The sequence below is a fragment of the Chryseobacterium sp. S0630 genome (assembly GCF_024158915.1).
Taxonomy (GTDB): Bacteria; Bacteroidota; Bacteroidia; order Flavobacteriales; family Weeksellaceae; genus Chryseobacterium.
The window spans coordinates 1-16143 of record NZ_JAMZGF010000033.1; the positions used below are offsets into that span (position 1 = coordinate 1).

Here is a 16143-nt window from a genome sequence, read left to right on the forward strand (position 1 = left end):
TTAGTAGCGGGAACCGGACTCGAACCGATGACCTTCGGGTTATGAGCCCGACGAGCTACCTACTGCTCCATCCCGCGATATTGGATTGCAAAGGTACGAATATTTTTCACAAATCCTAATTTTTCTTTTAAATAAAGGACTTTTATGAAAACTATTTTATTATTTGTATCTTTGTTTTATGGCAAAGATATTAAAAATTTATCCGGACAACCCACAGGAAAATCTTGTGAATGAGGTTATTAAAACTTTAAACAACGGCGGGCTGATTATCTATCCTTCTGATACAATTTATGCTTTAGGCTGTAATATTTTTGATATAAAAGCCATGGAAAAACTGGCTCAGCTCAAAAAAATGAAGCTTGAGAAGTCAAAATTCTCAATTATCTGTAATGATCTTAGCCATCTTTCGGACTTTACAAGACCTATTGATACCTCCGTTTTCAGATTTCTGAAAAGTCATCTTCCCGGACCGTTTACTTTCATTCTGGAAGCCAATAAAAGTTTACCTTTAGCTTATAAAGGACATAAAACGATTGGTATCCGTGTTCCTGACCATCCGATTCCACAGCTTATTGTTGAAAAACTGGGCCACCCGATTGCATCTACTTCCATTAAAGACGATGATGAAATTATCGAATACTCTACCGATCCTGAACTTATTGCTGAAAAATATGATCATCTGGTAGATATTGTTATTGATTCAGGGTATGGAGATAATGTAGCTTCCACTATTGTAGACCTTACGTCAGGTGAACCGGAGATTATCCGTCAGGGAAAAGGGATCATTTAATTCAAAGTTCAAGGTTTAGAGTACTTAATGATGAGTCTTACCGGGAAATATGCTGTAGGAATTTTACTCACGTTTACTATTTTGGCTGCAGCCATGCTGTATGCTTTTCCAGCTGTCATCATGATAACCGGAATAAAAGGAATTACAGAAGTCAATTTCTTTCTCAGCAGAATTGTTTTATGGATAATTCTCATTCTCGTATTTCTCTACACTATTTTTATTGAAAAAAGTGTTTTTTTACTTAAAGAAGAGAAAAAATATTCAGCTGCATTTTATGTCAAAGCTGTACTGAGCTTATATTTTATCTGTTTGATTGGCGGAGGGATTCTGAATGCGGTCATCCTGTTTTTTATAGAGGAAAAAATAAGCACTAAACTTCTCAACCTTGTACCCATTTTTAGAAATAATTATTTTTTAGTTATTTTTACATGCCTTACCGCTGCTATTGTAGAGGAATTCCTGATGCGGGGCTATGTACAGTCCAGGCTTGAAAAAATCTACAACAGCCCCACCGTTGCAATTGTTATTTCATCGGTCTTATTTGGAATTTTACATAGTACTTACGGTACCATAAGCCAGGTTCTTGGACCTTTCTTTATCGGAATCGTGTTTGCTGTATTTTATAAACGCTATTCAAATATTAAAATTCTGATCATCTGTCATTTTATGATTGATTTTATCGCTATGATGATGAATTTTATTGATATTAAACACTTATCTGTATTTTAACATTATGAAAATTATAACATCTCCTGCCAAATTAATGAACGTGGAAAATTCAACAGATCTGTTGAAATCTTCTACTCCAAGATTCATTGAAGATGCAGCATTGATACAATCTTATTTAAAAGAAAAATCACCTAAATATCTTTCCGAGTTGATGGAAATATCACCTAAGCTTGCTGATGAAAACTGGGAAAGAAATCAAAAATGGAAATCCAAACCTACAGCAAAAGAATCTGCTCCCGCAATGTTTGCCTTTACAGGAGAGGTTTACAGAGGGCTGGATGCCAAAACACTGGATAAAAATGCTGTAGATTACCTGCAGAAAAACTACAGAATGCTTTCCGGACTTTACGGTTTACTGAAACCCTCTGATAAAGTGATGCTTTACAGGCTCGAAATGGGTCGCCCTTTTGAATTTGAGCAATACAAAAACCTGTATGAATTCTGGAGAGAAAAGATTACGGAACAATTGAATTCTGAAATGAAAAAAGGAGAAATCCTTCTTCACCTTGCCAGTAATGAATATGGAAAAGTAATCGACAGAAAGAAACTTAACCATACCGTAATTGATTTCGATTTCTATGAATTAAAAGATGGAAAACTGAAGACCATTGTTGTGTATACCAAACATGCCAGAGGTCTTGTGGTTCGATTCTGTGCAGAAACCAATGCCAAAACACTGGAGGATGTAAAAGCATTCAACTATGAAGGATACAGAATTGATGAAGAGAAGTCTACAGATACAAAACTGGTTTTTACAAGATAAATGACAATTTCAGCATTTAAGAAATATTTCAAGACAGAACTTTCCGATCTTTATACAGAGTCGGAAAGTATGTTTTTATCGTCTTTGTTCATTCATCAAATCGTAGGTTTTGATCCATTTCAGCAAAGAAGATTCGCTGAGCAGGAACTTTTGATTGATGATGAAGAAAAACTTGATCATCTTATTTCGGAACTTAAAACCGGACGACCTTATCAGCAGATTCTTGGTGAAACAGAATTTTACGGAATGAAATTCTTTGTGGATGAAAATGTTCTGATTCCCCGCCCTGAAACTGAGGAGCTGTTGGAAATGGCTATCAGAGAAATTCAAAATTCAAGGTTTAAGGTTCAAGGTTTAAAGATTTTGGATATAGGAACCGGAAGCGGAATTATTCCTTTGGTTTTAAAGAAACATTTTCCGGAAGCGGAAGTTTCATCCATTGATTTTTCTGAAAAAGCTTTGAATACAGCTAAAAAGAATGCAGAATATCACCAATTGAAAATACAATTCATTCACGCTGATTATCTCCATTTTGAACTGGCTGAAAACTATGATATCATCATTTCAAATCCGCCTTACATAGGAATTGAAGAAGAGATTGAAATTGCCGATTCCGTGAAAGAATTTGAACCTAAAATGGCTCTTTTCTCTCCTACTTCAGATGCCTTAATCTTTTACAGAAAAATTGCGGAAGATGCCAAAAAGCATTTGAAAGAAAATGGTCTTTTGTTTTTAGAGATTAACCAGAAACTGGGTCCTGAAACACTGGAATTGTATCAGTATTTTTCTAACGCACAATTATTGAAGGATTTATCAGAGAATGACAGGTTTATTTATGGAAAGAAATAAGTAATTTTACTTCTATACATCTAACCTATGAAAACTTTGACAGGCAATGTTCTCATTGCTATTTCACTGATTACGCAACTGATATCCTGCAAACAGCAGCAGCCTAATGATGTTGTCAATGATTATTACAATAAAGGAGAATTCAACGGCTCTGTTCTGGTTGTAAAAAACGGCAAAATTGTCTGTGATACAGCGCTGGGCTTCCGTAACATAGAAAAAAGACTGAAAGCAGATAAAAAAACTTCGTTCTATATTGCATCTCTCAGTAAATCATTCACTGCTGTTGCTATTTTAATGTTAGAGCAAAAAGGGCTATTGAAACTTGATGACAAAGCCTCTCAATTTGTTTTACTTCCTGAATATGCGAAGAGTATTACAATCAGACAGCTTTTGCATCATACTTCGGGGATTAGAGATTATGAGAATCTATTTTCAAAAAAAGGACTGGCCAATCAGGAGGTCATTAACTGGCTGTTCAATCTTAATGGTCTTGATTTTGTTCCTGACAGTAATTTTAAATACAGCAACAGCGGGTATATTATTCTTTCGCAGATTATCGAAAAAGTATCAGGAAAATCTTATCCGAGTTTTATCAATGAGCAGATTATCACTCCTTTAAAAATGAACCATACCCATGTATATGAACCAGGTACAATTATTCCGAATATTGCATTAGGATATAATGAAAAGAAAAAACCTGATGATTATTCTATTGCAACAACCGGAGATGGCGGGATCTACTCTACCCCTGAAGATCTTTATCAATATGATCAGGCATTGAGAAATTATACTCTTATCAGTAAAGAAAACACAGCCCTTATGCACACCCCTTCTCAATTATCTGACGGACAGATTTCAAACTATGGATTTGCGTGGTTTTTGGAGAAAAATAATGGTAGAAAAAACGCAATGCATACAGGTGGTTTGAATGGTTTTAAAGCTTTATTCTGGAGAGATCTGCAGCATAACAGCTGTATCATTGCACTTACCAATCAGGGAGATGCATTTCCTTTAGAAAACTTTTTACATGATATAAAAAAAACAATTCAATAACAAAATGAATATCCAATCTCACGAAATTAATAATATAAAAATCGCAGAAATTATTTCCGATGACCTCATTATCCAATCTGCACAGGACGGACTGGATTTGATGGGAAACATCTATTATCAGGGATTTGATAAAGTGATTCTCTATGAAAGAAATATTACCCCTGAATTCTTCGATTTAAAGACCAAAATTGCCGGAGAAATTCTTCAAAAATTCTCAAACTATCGTATAGGATTAGCTATTGTAGGGGATTTCAGTAAATATGAAAGTAAAAGTATGAAAGATTTTATTTTTGAAAGTAATAAAACAAGGCATGTCAATTTTGTAAGCACTCTGAATGACGCATTGAATAATTTTTCAAAATAGACTCTTTTTCAATCCTTTATATTAAAAATAGTAATATTTTTCTTTATTTTAAAATATCTACACCTCAATATCATCCTTTTTAAGATTTCTTAATAGAATAGAAAGATTTACATAATAAAAACAATCTTATTGATTTGCAAATTATGTAAAAATTTAAACCAAAATATGTTAATTATTAAGAGAAGTTTAGAATTAATTCTATAAACACAAACGACTGAATATTTCTTTGTATATTTGCAAAAAACACGAGGGAATATGAATCTTACTTATTTAAGAGCTTATACGGCTACATAATCAATTTATTTTTTCGACTAACCACCCAGGTAGGCATAAGATATTTCTTGATGAAGTATACTTGCTATATCTGTTGATGAGCTTTTGAACCAAAGGTCTCATTTGGCTATTATTTGAGCAGAACAATTCATTGTTTTAATGAATTTGTCAGTGATAACTATTGCCTTTGTAGAATTAAGCCTAAAAATATTCTTTTCTCTAAAAAAACATACACACAGATAAAAAATTATTAAGACATCATGATTAAAAAATTATTTCTACCAATCATTTTTGCCAGTTCATTTTCTTTCGCTCAAGTAGGGATTAACATATCCACACCTGATCAAAGTGCAATTCTGGATGTTTACAGCCAAAATAAAGGGATGCTGATCCCTAGATTGACCACAGCAAAAAGAGATGCAATTGCGAATCCGGCCAACTCGCTTCTTATCTATGATACTGATAAGAAATGCTTAAGTCAGAATATTGGAACTCCTACCAAACCTGATTGGCTTTGTATCAGCAGTAATGCCGTAAAAATGTTTTATATGCCTAGTGTTTCTTTTGATACTTCCACCACAGCCAATGGCAGAACCAAAGATTTATATACATTGTATAAAACTCAGTTTGGTTCCCCAAAAGCGAAGAGTACCAGCGCTCCTGCGGCAATACCTTTTTTCCCATCCAGTAAAGATCTTTACTATTATGTAACAGATGCAGATCCTAATGTATTCAGTAATATTTCTATTTCTGATGATGGAGTAATGACTTATGATGTAAAAGCTGCAGCAACTGACTGCTCTTTTATCAATATTGTTTTCGTTGTTAAATAATTGAGTGATGATAAAAAACAGCTCAATTTTACGATACAAAAGATTTCTGTTTACTTTTTCCTTATTTATTTTCTCACAAAATATTCAGGCACAAAATGAACAGGGAACCGGTTATCCGTACTTTGTTAATTTCACACAGGGATTACAGCCTCAGGAAGCCTATAAGGTGGCTACCAGTGGTGTTCAGAATGATGCAACGTTTACTACAGACGGGCTAAGACTTACCAGAAGTGTCAATAATATTTCGGGAGGAGTTATCCTTGCAGATAAAATTTTCAAAAGTGATCAGGGAATCAAGTTTGAATTCGAATTTGCTATTTATGGAGGAAATACCAACGGAGGAGATGGGATTTCTATATTCTTAGTAGATGGATCTATTCCTAAAGACCAGCTTAATCTCGGATATTTTGGTGGAGGATTAGGATATAGTTTTGTACGTGGTGGAGAATCTACAGAAGGACTGAGAGGTGCTTATCTGGGAATAGGTCTGGATGAATACGGAAATTTTAAAACCAGTTTTAACCAGGGTGAAAGGGTTCGAAATGGAATATTTGGGGTAACATTAGCCGATGGACGAAGTAACATATCTTTAAGAGGTAAACGTGGAAACCAATATCTTTCGTCTGCTGAACCGGTAGGATATAATGGCTATCCTTTACTTTACAGTACAGCTACCAATGCCTCACCTTCCAGCAGCAACCGAACCGCTTATCTGGATCCTGCAACTGGAAAATATATTGGTATTAAAAATACGACTCTTCAGCAATTCAGCATTGAAAGTGGAGGAACAACAATTCCTCAAAATGAAAATGATGCAAGATTCCGTAAAGCCTATATTACATTAGTTCCCAATCCTGCCGGCGGTTACAATATAACCCTGGAAATACAGCATGGAACGGTAAAAGAAAAAGTGATTGATAATTATTACTATCCAACATCTCTGAAATACACTGAAACTACGATATCCAACACTACGGTAAGAACGCTGGATACCTCAGCACCTTCTACTTTCAGAATTGGATTTGCCGCTTCTACCGGAGCTGCCAAAAATATCCATTTATTGAAAAACTTAGGGGTTACAAGACCTTATGCTGCGGAAGTAACGGATGATTTGTTTGCGGGTTGCCCAGGGATAAAGTCAATCTATTACCCTTTGCTTAATGATGCGGCTTATTCGTCAGCAAATGGCCAGAATCCGCCAACACTTTCATATAACAACCTTGATTTTAATTCATTCCGTTTTCTGGATAGCAACGGAGCTGTAATTCCCAATATAACAGGCGGAGTTTATACCAACAGCCAGGGAACATGGACTTATTTTCCCACTACCGGAGCACTTTCTTTCAAACCTGCAACGGGGTTCACGGGAGTAGCCCAGGTACAATATGATATTAAAGGTGGCGGAAGCAATGGTACTGAAGCACCTTACAATAAGGAAGAATACAGATCATTGCCGGCATTGGTACAGGTTAATATTTCAAGTGCCAATAACTGCAGTAAAGCCTGCGTTATTTCCAATAAAAATGTAACTCAGAAAATAACAAGATAATTTGATAAAACCAGCTTTTAAGAGCTGGTTTTTTTATTCCTGACAGGATTTTCAATAAAATACTGTACAGCCTCTTCAATGGCTTTATCAATCGATCGATATTGAACTCCCAGCTCTTCTATTGATTTCTGATTAGAATAATAATTAAAGATCTGCAGGGCTTTCATATTGGCAGAACTCAGATCCGTTTTTATTTTTAATTTTCTCAAACCATCACCCATTAATCCAAGGAAACTCAAAAGCTTGTTGGGGATGGGGATCATGATTGGATTTTGTTCCGTAATCCGGTTTACTTTCTTAAAAAAATCTCTGTAGCTTAAGTTTTCATTAGCTAAAAGATATTTTTCGCCATTCTTTCCTTTTTCAACGGCATTTACTATTCCGTTGGCTGCATCTTCCACATGTACAAAGTTCTTCCCTCCTTTCGGATAGAAAATCAGTTTCTTCTTCCAGGCCCAAAAGATGATTTTTCCGGAACTCGGTTTGCTGTCATAAGCTCCGATCATAAAGGTTGGATTAACGATAATAACCTCTGTATTTTTACATTTTTTTAAAAGATAATCTTCTGCGGCCTGTTTACTTTGGGCGTAGAATGAATGGGTAAAAGGATAAATCTGTGGTGCTTTTTCACTTCCCCGGAAGGCTGTATTTCCAAATCCTAAAGTATTTGCGGTACTTACAAATAAAAACTTCTTTACACCCATCAATTCTGCATGGGTAAACAGATTCACAACCGCTTCATAATTCACTTTTCTGTATTCGTCATAACGGATGAGATTCTGGCGTGTTTCTGCCGCAATATGAATGATACAGTCAATATCGGTAAGATGTACTGAGATATCGGACGACAGGTCTGCTTCCAACAGCTTCAGATTTTTGTTTTCTTCGCCCAGCCAGCTGCTTTTTTTGCGCACCAGAGCAGTAACAGAATAACCATTTTGTAATAATTTAAGGATAACATTAGTTCCCAGAAGCCCTGTTGCTCCGGTTACACACACTTTTTTCATGCTTCGATTTCTCTTTTTATAGCCTGAGTCATTAATGGCAGTTTGATCCATATGGGCAAAATTTTCATCACCAGCCAGCTGATTGGGTTCACCATAATGACGGAATCTTTTTTAAACAATTGCCGGATGCAGTATGAAGCTACTTTATCAGGATTTAAAAGGGTCAATCTTCCCATAAGGCCTTGTTTTTCTATTCTTTCACAAACATCTTTATTGGTTTTCATTGCTCCCGGATTTACAACGCTTACAAAGACATTGGTCCCTTTCAATTCTTCATGAAGCCCTCTTGAAAATGAATGGATAAAACTTTTAGAAGCTGGATATACCGTCTTAAAACCGATGGGTGAAAAGGCCGCCATACTTGAAACATTCAGAATATAGGCTTTGGGTTGTTTTAAAAGGTTGGGAAGCAGCTGATGGGTAATCAGTGAAGTGGCCGCTACATTCACCTGTAGAATGGTGTTGATATAATCCGAAGAAGCTTCTGTGAATTTCTTCGTTCCGCCAAGTCCTGCATTATTAATCAAAATATGAATATCAAAAGAACTATTGAGCCATTCTGTAAGCTTCATCACATTTTCATGAACTGAAAGATCTGTTTCATAATAATGGGCTTTTATTTCATACTGTTCTTCCAGATCTCTGGAAAATTCTTTAAGATTCTGATCCGGAAGGCTTATAAGAATGACATTGATCTTTTTCCTGGCCAGATGTTCAGCGAATGATTTTCCGAGTCCCTGGCTTGCTCCCGTAACGACAGCATATGATTCTTGGGTATCCATAAGTTTACATTTTATGGTACAAAACTATTGGGAAAGGTGGATTTGAATGTTCCGGATTATCTGAACGAACCGATTTTAACCCAGAAAAACAAAAACAATCAATCGACTACAAATCAATTAATTAAAAACACAAAAAGTAAAAGTTTATAAATCGGAACTTATTTTTTGAACTCGGAAGGTGTTTGTCCGGTCACTTTTTTAAAGGTTGTATTAAAAGATGTTTTAGAATTGAACCCGGATTCGTAAGCAATCCCGAGAATGTATAATTTGCTGTTGGGTTCTTTCAGAAGTTTTTTGGCGTAGTCTACTCTGTATTCATTCACATATTGGAAGAAATTTTTCCCAAAGCCTGTATTGATCACATACGAAAGATGATGGGTAGAAACGGACAGCATTTCAGCCAGTTTGATAAGGTTAAGTTCGCTGTCAAGATAAGGTTTTTGGAGTTCCATGATTCTTTCCAGTGAGGTTTTAATCTTTAGTAATTCTTCATCAGAGATCAGTTTTCTTTTTACTTCTTCCGGATCGGAATCTTCATCAATAGAGATCAGTTCCTGCCTTTGTTTTTCTTCTAAAGGATAAATTTCCTTCTGTTTCAGAGAATAATACCCTACCCAGTAAATAACCGATAAAAAGACAGCATTGATAAAGAAATTCAGAGATTTTGGATCATAGAACAGATTATAAATAACATAGATGATATTCACCATAAGAAGTACCAGAATAATATATTCCAGCCAGTTCAGATTGATTCCTTCGGTATTGGAAGAAAACTGCTGGATCTTTTTCTGATGTTTCCTGATGGTAATATAGGAAAGTGCTGTATAGAAAAGAGCCTGAATGAGAATTAAAATAACACTCAGATATTCAAATGGTTTTTCATAACCCAATTTTACTAGTACCAGACACAGCACAAAGGCTGCAGGAAGCAACAAAAATCTAAAATCCCTGGTTTTAAAGGTAAAAGATGGATTGGTATAAAACAGTACGCTAAAGTAAAAAACAATAGGTGTAAAAAATTGAATAATTCTAACCCAAAACAGGGAATGAAACTCTACGATTGAACCTGTAATAAGAAAAAGAACTTCATCCAGCCAAAAGGTAGACCACAGAAAGAGAAATATTCCGAACCAGAAATTGGCTTTATGATTTACCTGTAAAGGATTGGCCAGCTTCAGCAGAGAAAGCAAAACCAATGAACCATAGATAAGTATCACGATGAAACTGTTTAACTCTGATGTGTTCATTGGTTTTGATATTTTGATTAAAAATAGTCTTTTATCCTATTCGCTTCCTTACAAAAATTTCATATCCTAAATAAATGAGTGGAAGTGACATGATTCCTAAGAAAAGAATATTGCTCATGGCCAGCTGCGGATGCATTACAATAGAGTAAACCAACCCGAAAAATGCTCCTCCAAGGTGAGCGGCATGCCCCAGATTATCCCACTGCTTAGGATTCAGCATCATATACACTGAGTATCCGAAATACAGGGTTCCAAATAACCATCCTGGTAAGAAATTGACGCTGATCTCATTCGGAGCCATGGCTATGGATGCAAAAATAATTCCTGAAACCGCACCTGATGCTCCGATTGCAGAGTACCAAGGCTGATTTTTATAAATCTGCAGACTGAATAAGTTTCCAAGAATCATAGATCCGAAATAAAGAATCAGAAATCCTATTTCTCCAAAGAAACTGATAACTACTCCCTGGAAAAAATACAGGGAAAGCATATTAAAAAATAAGTGCATAAAGTCTGCATGCAAAAATGCCGAACTGATAAGTCTTACATATTCTTTACGATTCGCAATTGCTCCGACATTGAATTTATATTTTTCAAATAATGCTGTATTATTGAACCCCATGTAACTAAAAATACATGTAGCTGCAATGATAATGATAACAACTATATCCATTGTGTTCTTTTTATGTTATATCTGAACAGACATCTTTAGTTTTGTCTATTCATTTTCATTATTTCCGTCATCCTGGAACAGATCCCCAATCATTCCTCCGTCTTCATCCATTTCGCCCGTAGGTTCCGGATCTTCATAGACTTCAGGTTCTTCTTCCACAGGTTCAGGAATGGTAATATTGATGGCTTTTACTTTGAATTTCGTAAACTGGTTTCCAATGGCTTTTATACCTTTTACCGCTATGAATTCATCAATATTGATGGTTTCCGGATCACGTTCTTTCCCTTTATCTTTAGCAAAAATAATTTCTGCAGTAACATCGTTGGCAACAATTACATTTTCGATGAAAGATTTCGGGTGCTCAGAAGGCATGAAAGTCTGCACATTCACTGTATTTTCCAGTAAAAATCTCTTAATGAAGTAAATATCTTTTTCTCCGTCGTAATAGATACAGGTAATCGGCTGTGCAGGTCTCCATTTTTCCAACACCAGATATTCATCATCAAAACGGTTACCCAAATCAAAAGAAACAAGCTTTACTTCACCATTTGTATTGATGGTCAGGATTTTGTCATCTCCTTTGAAGCTTCCCAATAATGTTCCTCTTACATCGGCATTCAGTCTTCTTACCGTATCATCAAACCAGATTTTTCTAGGAGCAAGAGTAGAAACTCCCTCTTCTTTCATATCTACTTTCTTTACGGCGTACTTAGTCACCAGATTTCCTTTGGAATCACGCCCTTTGATGGCAAGCTCGGAGAAATTGATCTCCATTTTGTTCTTTCTGATTCTAGGATTAGGCTTTAAAAGCACAGTTACAGTTTCTGCTTCCCCATTAGGATTGGCTGAGAAATAGAGTGTTTCAGAACCTTTTTTATCTGAAGCTAACGGATAATCTGTATTTCTGGTTACTCCGGTTACAGAGAATCGTTTCATATAATAAGGTCCTTCTCTACCTTCACGATAGATCATATTATAGACCGTTCTCTTATCGTTTTTCTTCCAAATGGCAACGTGAAGAATATCTTTACCGATGAACGTTTTCGCTTCCACTTTTACAACCTTCATACTTCCGTCTTTTCTGAATGTGATGATGTCATCAATGTCAGAACAGTCGAACAAATACTGATCTTTTTTCAGAGATGTTCCAATAAAGCCTTCTTCGAAATTCGCATAGAATTTTTCATTGGCTACGGCAACTTTTGTAGCGTCAATGGTATCAAAGATTCTAAGTTCAGTCTTTCTTTGTTTGTCCTTACCGTATTTTTTCTGAATATTTAAATAATAATCAATAGCATAAGCAATCAGGTTAGCCAGGTGGTATTTTACCTGTTCTATTTTACCTTCCAGCGATGCAATATTTTCTTTAAATTTATCTAAATCAAATCTTGAAATTCTCTTGATTCTGATCTCTGTCAGTTTTAAAATATCCTCTTCCGTAACGGCTCTCAAAAGATGTTTGGTATGAGGTTTTAATCCGGCATCAATGGTTTTCAATACATCTTCCCAGGTTTTCACTTCTTCAATATCGTGGTAAATCCTGTTCTCGATGAAAATTCTTTCCAATGAAGAGAAATGCCAGCTTTCCTGAAGTTCATGAAGTTCGATTTCCAATTCTTTCTTCAGTAATGAAACGGTATGATCTGTATTGGTTTTCAGAATATCGGATACATTCAGAAACATAGGCTTATCACCTACAATCACACAGGCATTCGGAGAGATCGTCACCTGACAGTCTGTAAATGCATACAGTGCATCAATAGTTTTATCCGGTGAAACATCATTGTGAATATGAATCAGGATTTCTACTTTATCTGAAGTATTGTCCTCAATCTTTTTGATTTTGATCTTCCCTTTCTCATTGGCCTTTAGAATAGAGTCAATAAGATCTGTTGTTGTTTTGGAGTAAGGAAGTTCAGAAATTACCAATGTATGCTTATCCGTTTGGGTAATTTTGGCTCTTGCTCTTACTTTTCCTCCTCTGTGACCATCGTTATATTCGGAAACGTCAAGATAACCGGCTGTTAAAAAGTCCGGATACAGTTCAAATTTCTTACCTTTTAAATAGGCTACAGAGGCATTAATAAGTTCATTAAAGTTATGAGGAAGTATTTTTGTGGAAAGTCCTACTCCAATACCTTCTACTCCCTGTGCAAGAAGCAAGGGGAATTTTACCGGTAAATCAATAGGTTCATTGTTTCTTCCGTCATAAGACTTTGTCCAATCTGTAGTTTTAGGATTAAAGACTACTTCCAGGGCAAAAGGAGTCAGTCTTGCTTCAATATATCTCGCGGCAGCTGCAGAGTCACCTGTATAAATATTTCCCCAGTTTCCCTGAGTATCAATTAACAGTTCTTTCTGCCCAATCTGCACCATGGCATCTGTAATGGAAGCATCACCGTGTGGGTGATATTTCATGGTATTTCCCACGATATTGGCCACTTTATTGTAACGGCCGTCTTCCAGCTCCCGCATGGAGTGCATAATTCTTCGTTGAACGGGTTTTAAACCGTCATATATTGAAGGGATAGCTCTATCCAGAATTACATAGGAAGCATAATCAAGAAACCAGTCTTTGTACAGCCCGGAAACTTTTTTTAAGCTTTCACCCTCATGCGAATATTCTTCTGTCGTCATCTATTTTATCTTTTTTCTCTTTATTAGCTTTCACTACTTTGTTCAGAGAGAGTTTTAAATCGTTTACTTCTTTGTTGCTCAAATAAGAGATCTGGTATTTGAGTATGGTAGAACCATTATTTTTACTGGAAACGGTAATGTATAATCTTTTGAAAAAGAGAATACTGACCACATCATATTTTATCAGTTTGTATTTTGGAAATTCGTCATGAAGAGGCTTGTTTAAAAAGGGAATCACATTCCTGTTTTTAAAATTCAAAGCTTCTCCGTCACTGTCGTATTCAAAAATCTGTCTTCCGCTGATATAAAAGATAATCAGCAGCAAAACAGGAACAATAATTAATAAATAACTTTCTTTACCCATCGCATGAAATCTGTATTCATTAGCGACAAACGCAATTATCCCAAACACTGCAATCATCAAAAGCAGTGTACTCAAAGAGTTATAAATTGATGCTTTATTACGGTTACTTAGTCTCATTTTATTTTTTTGGCTGTGTAAGTATTATAATTTCCTACTTCATCCAAAATTGTGCTTTTTTTCAGTCTGCAATGGCTCTTACAACCAGTTTTTTAAGTTATAAGTTTTTTTTTAATTTTCTACTTCATTCAGTATTTCTTTTTTATCAATATCAGTATCATCTTCTACCACTAGGTTTTCTAAGATGAAGGTTTGTCTGTCCGGCGTATTTTTCCCCATGTAGAATTCCAGAAGTTGATCAATCGTCTGGTCTTTTCCCACTACTACAGGTTCTAAACGGATATCCTTACCAATGAAGTGTTTAAATTCATCCGGAGAAATTTCTCCCAATCCTTTAAATCGGGTGATTTCAGGATTTTTCCCCAGTTCGTTTAGTGCTTTTATTCTTTCTGCTTCTGTATAGCAATATCTTGTTTCTTTTTTATTTCTTACTCTGAATAACGGAGTCTGAAGGATGTAAAGGTGTCCGTTTTTAATCAGATCCGGGAAGAACTGCAGGAAGAAAGTAATCATCAGCAAACGGATGTGCATCCCATCCACATCGGCATCGGTAGCAATAATTACCTGATTGTATCTCAGATCTTCCAGACTTTCTTCAATATTTAAAGCGGCCTGAAGAAGGTTAAATTCTTCATTTTCATACACCACTTTCTTGGTAAGACCATAACAGTTCAATGGTTTACCTTTCAGTGAAAATACGGCCTGAGTTTCTACATCTCTGGATTTTGTAATAGATCCGGATGCAGAATCTCCCTCGGTAATGAAGATCTGGCTCTCTCCTTTTCTTTCGGCTTTCTGATCGTTATAATGCTGTCTGCAGTCACGAAGTTTTTTATTGTGAAGAGATACTTTTTTTGCTCTCTCTCTTGCCAGTTTCTGGATTCCTGAAAGTTCCTTTCTTTCTCTCTCGGAAATTAATATTTTTCTCTGAATTGCTTCAGCTATTTCCGGATTTTTGTGCAGGAAATTGTCCAGTTTACTCTTCAGGAAGTCAATAATGAATGTTCTTACGGTAGGTCCGTTTGGTCCCATATCATTAGACCCTAATTTTGTTTTGGTCTGGGATTCGAAAACCGGTTCTTCTACATTGATCGAGATCGCAGCAATGATAGATTTTCTGATATCAGAGGCATCAAAACTTTTATTGAAAAACTCACGAATCGTTTTTACATATGCTTCACGGAATGCATTAAGGTGTGTTCCACCCTGCGTTGTATTCTGTCCGTTCACGAATGAAAAATAGGTTTCAGTCTGTGATTTATCAGAATGGGTAATAGCAAGTTCAATATCTTCATCCTTCAAATGAACAATTGGATAAAGAATCTCACTCTCCAGTTCTTCTTCCAACAGGTCTTTAAGACCGTTTTCAGAATAATAGGTTTCTCCGTTGAAAAGAATTTTAAGTCCCGGATTCAGGTACGCATAGTTACGGAGCATTCTTTCGATATACTCTTTCCTGTATTTGAAATGCAGGAAGATTTCTCCATCAGGAATAAAAGAAATTTCAGTACCATTTCTGTCTGAGGTTTCTTTTTCATCAAAGTTTTCAGTGATCATCCCACGGGAGAATTCAGCAACTTTCATTTTCCCATCACGGAAAGAACGAACTCTGAAGTAATCTGAAAGGGCATTTACCGCTTTGGTCCCGACACCATTCAAACCTACAGATTTTTTAAACGCTTTACTGTCGTACTTACCACCGGTATTCATCTTTGAGACAGCGTCTACCACTTTCCCTAGTGGAATTCCACGTCCAAAGTCACGGATGGTAACTTTACCATCGTCCAGTTTTATTTCAATTCTTTTCCCTGATCTCATCCTGAACTCATCAATAGAGTTATCAAGGATTTCTTTTAACAGGATATAAATACCGTCATCAGCGGAAGAACCGTCACCGAGCTTCCCGATGTACATACCGGGGCGCAAACGGATGTGTTCCTGCCAATCGAGGGTTCTGATATTATCTTCGGAGTAGGTTGGATTTATTTCTTGTGACATATATGATTTCAGCAAACATACAAAAGTACAAAATTGTCCAAAATTATCCGAATTTTTTCCTCTTGTTTTTTTTCAATATTCTACTACAAACATTGTATTATTCTCAATCAAATTA

15 protein-coding genes and 1 tRNA gene are annotated in these 16143 nt (G+C 35.9%); 8 read left to right on the plus strand and 8 right to left on the minus strand.

What is annotated here, in order from left to right; translation table 11 throughout:
* Window positions 1–4: 4 nt before the first annotated feature.
* Window positions 5–77: transfer RNA gene (locus tag NK356_RS14800), tRNA-Met, on the minus strand.
* Between the two features lie 101 nt (window positions 78–178).
* Here NK356_RS14800 and NK356_RS14805 point away from each other — a divergent pair.
* From NK356_RS14805 to NK356_RS14840, 8 genes are all read left to right on the plus strand, one after another.
* On the plus strand, window positions 179–790 hold the full coding sequence (locus NK356_RS14805; protein WP_034696488.1) for an L-threonylcarbamoyladenylate synthase: 612 nt from the start codon (window positions 179–181) through the stop codon (window positions 788–790).
* A gap of 27 nt (window positions 791–817) precedes the next feature.
* Window positions 818–1519, plus strand: coding sequence for a CPBP family intramembrane glutamic endopeptidase (locus NK356_RS14810; protein ID WP_253317335.1), 702 nt, complete (start codon window positions 818–820; stop codon window positions 1517–1519).
* Between the two features lie 4 nt (window positions 1520–1523).
* A complete protein-coding gene (gene yaaA / locus NK356_RS14815; protein ID WP_034696491.1) occupies window positions 1524–2282 on the plus strand; it encodes a peroxide stress protein YaaA in 759 nt (252 codons plus the stop codon).
* Window positions 2283–3131, plus strand: coding sequence for a peptide chain release factor N(5)-glutamine methyltransferase (prmC, locus tag NK356_RS14820; protein WP_253317336.1), 849 nt, complete (start codon window positions 2283–2285; stop codon window positions 3129–3131). It abuts the gene before it with no gap.
* Between the two features lie 27 nt (window positions 3132–3158).
* Window positions 3159–4184 (plus strand): serine hydrolase, encoded by a 1026-nt coding sequence (locus NK356_RS14825; RefSeq protein WP_253317337.1) that lies wholly within the window; start codon window positions 3159–3161, stop codon window positions 4182–4184.
* 4 nt (window positions 4185–4188) lie between these two features.
* Window positions 4189–4548: a DUF4180 domain-containing protein gene (locus NK356_RS14830; RefSeq protein WP_253317338.1), complete on the plus strand. Its 360-nt coding sequence runs from the start codon at window positions 4189–4191 to the stop codon at window positions 4546–4548.
* Between the two features lie 533 nt (window positions 4549–5081).
* Window positions 5082–5654, plus strand: coding sequence for a hypothetical protein (locus tag NK356_RS14835; RefSeq protein ID WP_051934356.1), 573 nt, complete (start codon window positions 5082–5084; stop codon window positions 5652–5654).
* A 7-nt stretch (window positions 5655–5661) separates the two neighbouring features.
* A complete protein-coding gene (locus NK356_RS14840) occupies window positions 5662–7203 on the plus strand; it encodes a hypothetical protein (protein WP_253317339.1) in 1542 nt (513 codons plus the stop codon).
* A gap of 17 nt (window positions 7204–7220) precedes the next feature.
* On the opposite strand, the gene NK356_RS14845 is transcribed toward NK356_RS14840, so the two are convergent.
* The 7 genes from NK356_RS14845 to NK356_RS14875 form a co-directional block, all read right to left on the minus strand.
* Window positions 7221–8210, minus strand: a complete 990-nt coding sequence (locus tag NK356_RS14845) for an NAD-dependent epimerase/dehydratase family protein (RefSeq protein ID WP_253317340.1) — start codon at window positions 8208–8210, stop codon at window positions 7221–7223.
* The gene (locus NK356_RS14850) at window positions 8207–8992 is read right to left on the minus strand and encodes an SDR family oxidoreductase (RefSeq protein WP_034696496.1); all 786 of its coding nucleotides are present in this window, start codon (window positions 8990–8992) and stop codon (window positions 8207–8209) included. Before NK356_RS14850 ends, NK356_RS14845 begins: the two co-directional genes overlap by 4 nt.
* A 158-nt stretch (window positions 8993–9150) precedes the next feature.
* Window positions 9151–10239: an AraC family transcriptional regulator gene (locus tag NK356_RS14855; RefSeq protein WP_253317341.1), complete on the minus strand. Its 1089-nt coding sequence runs from the start codon at window positions 10237–10239 to the stop codon at window positions 9151–9153.
* A 31-nt stretch (window positions 10240–10270) separates the two neighbouring features.
* Window positions 10271–10912: a rhomboid family intramembrane serine protease gene (locus tag NK356_RS14860; protein WP_034696498.1), complete on the minus strand. Its 642-nt coding sequence runs from the start codon at window positions 10910–10912 to the stop codon at window positions 10271–10273.
* Between the two features lie 45 nt (window positions 10913–10957).
* Window positions 10958–13549: a DNA gyrase/topoisomerase IV subunit A gene (locus tag NK356_RS14865; RefSeq protein WP_253317342.1), complete on the minus strand. Its 2592-nt coding sequence runs from the start codon at window positions 13547–13549 to the stop codon at window positions 10958–10960.
* The gene (locus tag NK356_RS14870) at window positions 13524–14030 is read right to left on the minus strand and encodes a hypothetical protein (RefSeq protein WP_034696501.1); all 507 of its coding nucleotides are present in this window, start codon (window positions 14028–14030) and stop codon (window positions 13524–13526) included. Before NK356_RS14870 ends, NK356_RS14865 begins: the two co-directional genes overlap by 26 nt.
* 111 nt (window positions 14031–14141) lie before the next feature.
* Entirely contained in the window at window positions 14142–16028 is a 1887-nt protein-coding gene (locus tag NK356_RS14875; RefSeq protein WP_079241968.1) for a DNA topoisomerase IV subunit B, read from the minus strand.
* Between the last annotated feature and the right edge of the window lie 115 nt (window positions 16029–16143).

Bases quoted from the DNA above. Each gene is read 5' to 3' on its own strand.
- NK356_RS14805 (WP_034696488.1), top strand. From the start codon at position 179: ATGGCAAAGATATTAAAAATTTATCCGGACAACCCACAGGAAAATCTT.
- NK356_RS14810 (WP_253317335.1), top strand. From the start codon at position 818: ATGATGAGTCTTACCGGGAAATATGCTGTAGGAATTTTACTCACGTTT.
- yaaA (WP_034696491.1), top strand. From the start codon at position 1,524: ATGAAAATTATAACATCTCCTGCCAAATTAATGAACGTGGAAAATTCA.
- prmC (WP_253317336.1), top strand. From the start codon at position 2,283: ATGACAATTTCAGCATTTAAGAAATATTTCAAGACAGAACTTTCCGAT.
- NK356_RS14825 (WP_253317337.1), top strand. From the start codon at position 3,159: ATGAAAACTTTGACAGGCAATGTTCTCATTGCTATTTCACTGATTACG.
- NK356_RS14830 (WP_253317338.1), top strand. From the start codon at position 4,189: ATGAATATCCAATCTCACGAAATTAATAATATAAAAATCGCAGAAATT.
- NK356_RS14835 (WP_051934356.1), top strand. From the start codon at position 5,082: ATGATTAAAAAATTATTTCTACCAATCATTTTTGCCAGTTCATTTTCT.
- NK356_RS14840 (WP_253317339.1), top strand. From the start codon at position 5,662: ATGATAAAAAACAGCTCAATTTTACGATACAAAAGATTTCTGTTTACT.
- NK356_RS14845 (WP_253317340.1), bottom strand. From the start codon at position 8,210: ATGAAAAAAGTGTGTGTAACCGGAGCAACAGGGCTTCTGGGAACTAAT.
- NK356_RS14850 (WP_034696496.1), bottom strand. From the start codon at position 8,992: ATGGATACCCAAGAATCATATGCTGTCGTTACGGGAGCAAGCCAGGGA.
- NK356_RS14855 (WP_253317341.1), bottom strand. From the start codon at position 10,239: ATGAACACATCAGAGTTAAACAGTTTCATCGTGATACTTATCTATGGT.
- NK356_RS14860 (WP_034696498.1), bottom strand. From the start codon at position 10,912: ATGGATATAGTTGTTATCATTATCATTGCAGCTACATGTATTTTTAGT.
- NK356_RS14865 (WP_253317342.1), bottom strand. From the start codon at position 13,549: ATGACGACAGAAGAATATTCGCATGAGGGTGAAAGCTTAAAAAAAGTT.
- NK356_RS14870 (WP_034696501.1), bottom strand. From the start codon at position 14,030: ATGAGACTAAGTAACCGTAATAAAGCATCAATTTATAACTCTTTGAGT.
- NK356_RS14875 (WP_079241968.1), bottom strand. From the start codon at position 16,028: ATGTCACAAGAAATAAATCCAACCTACTCCGAAGATAATATCAGAACC.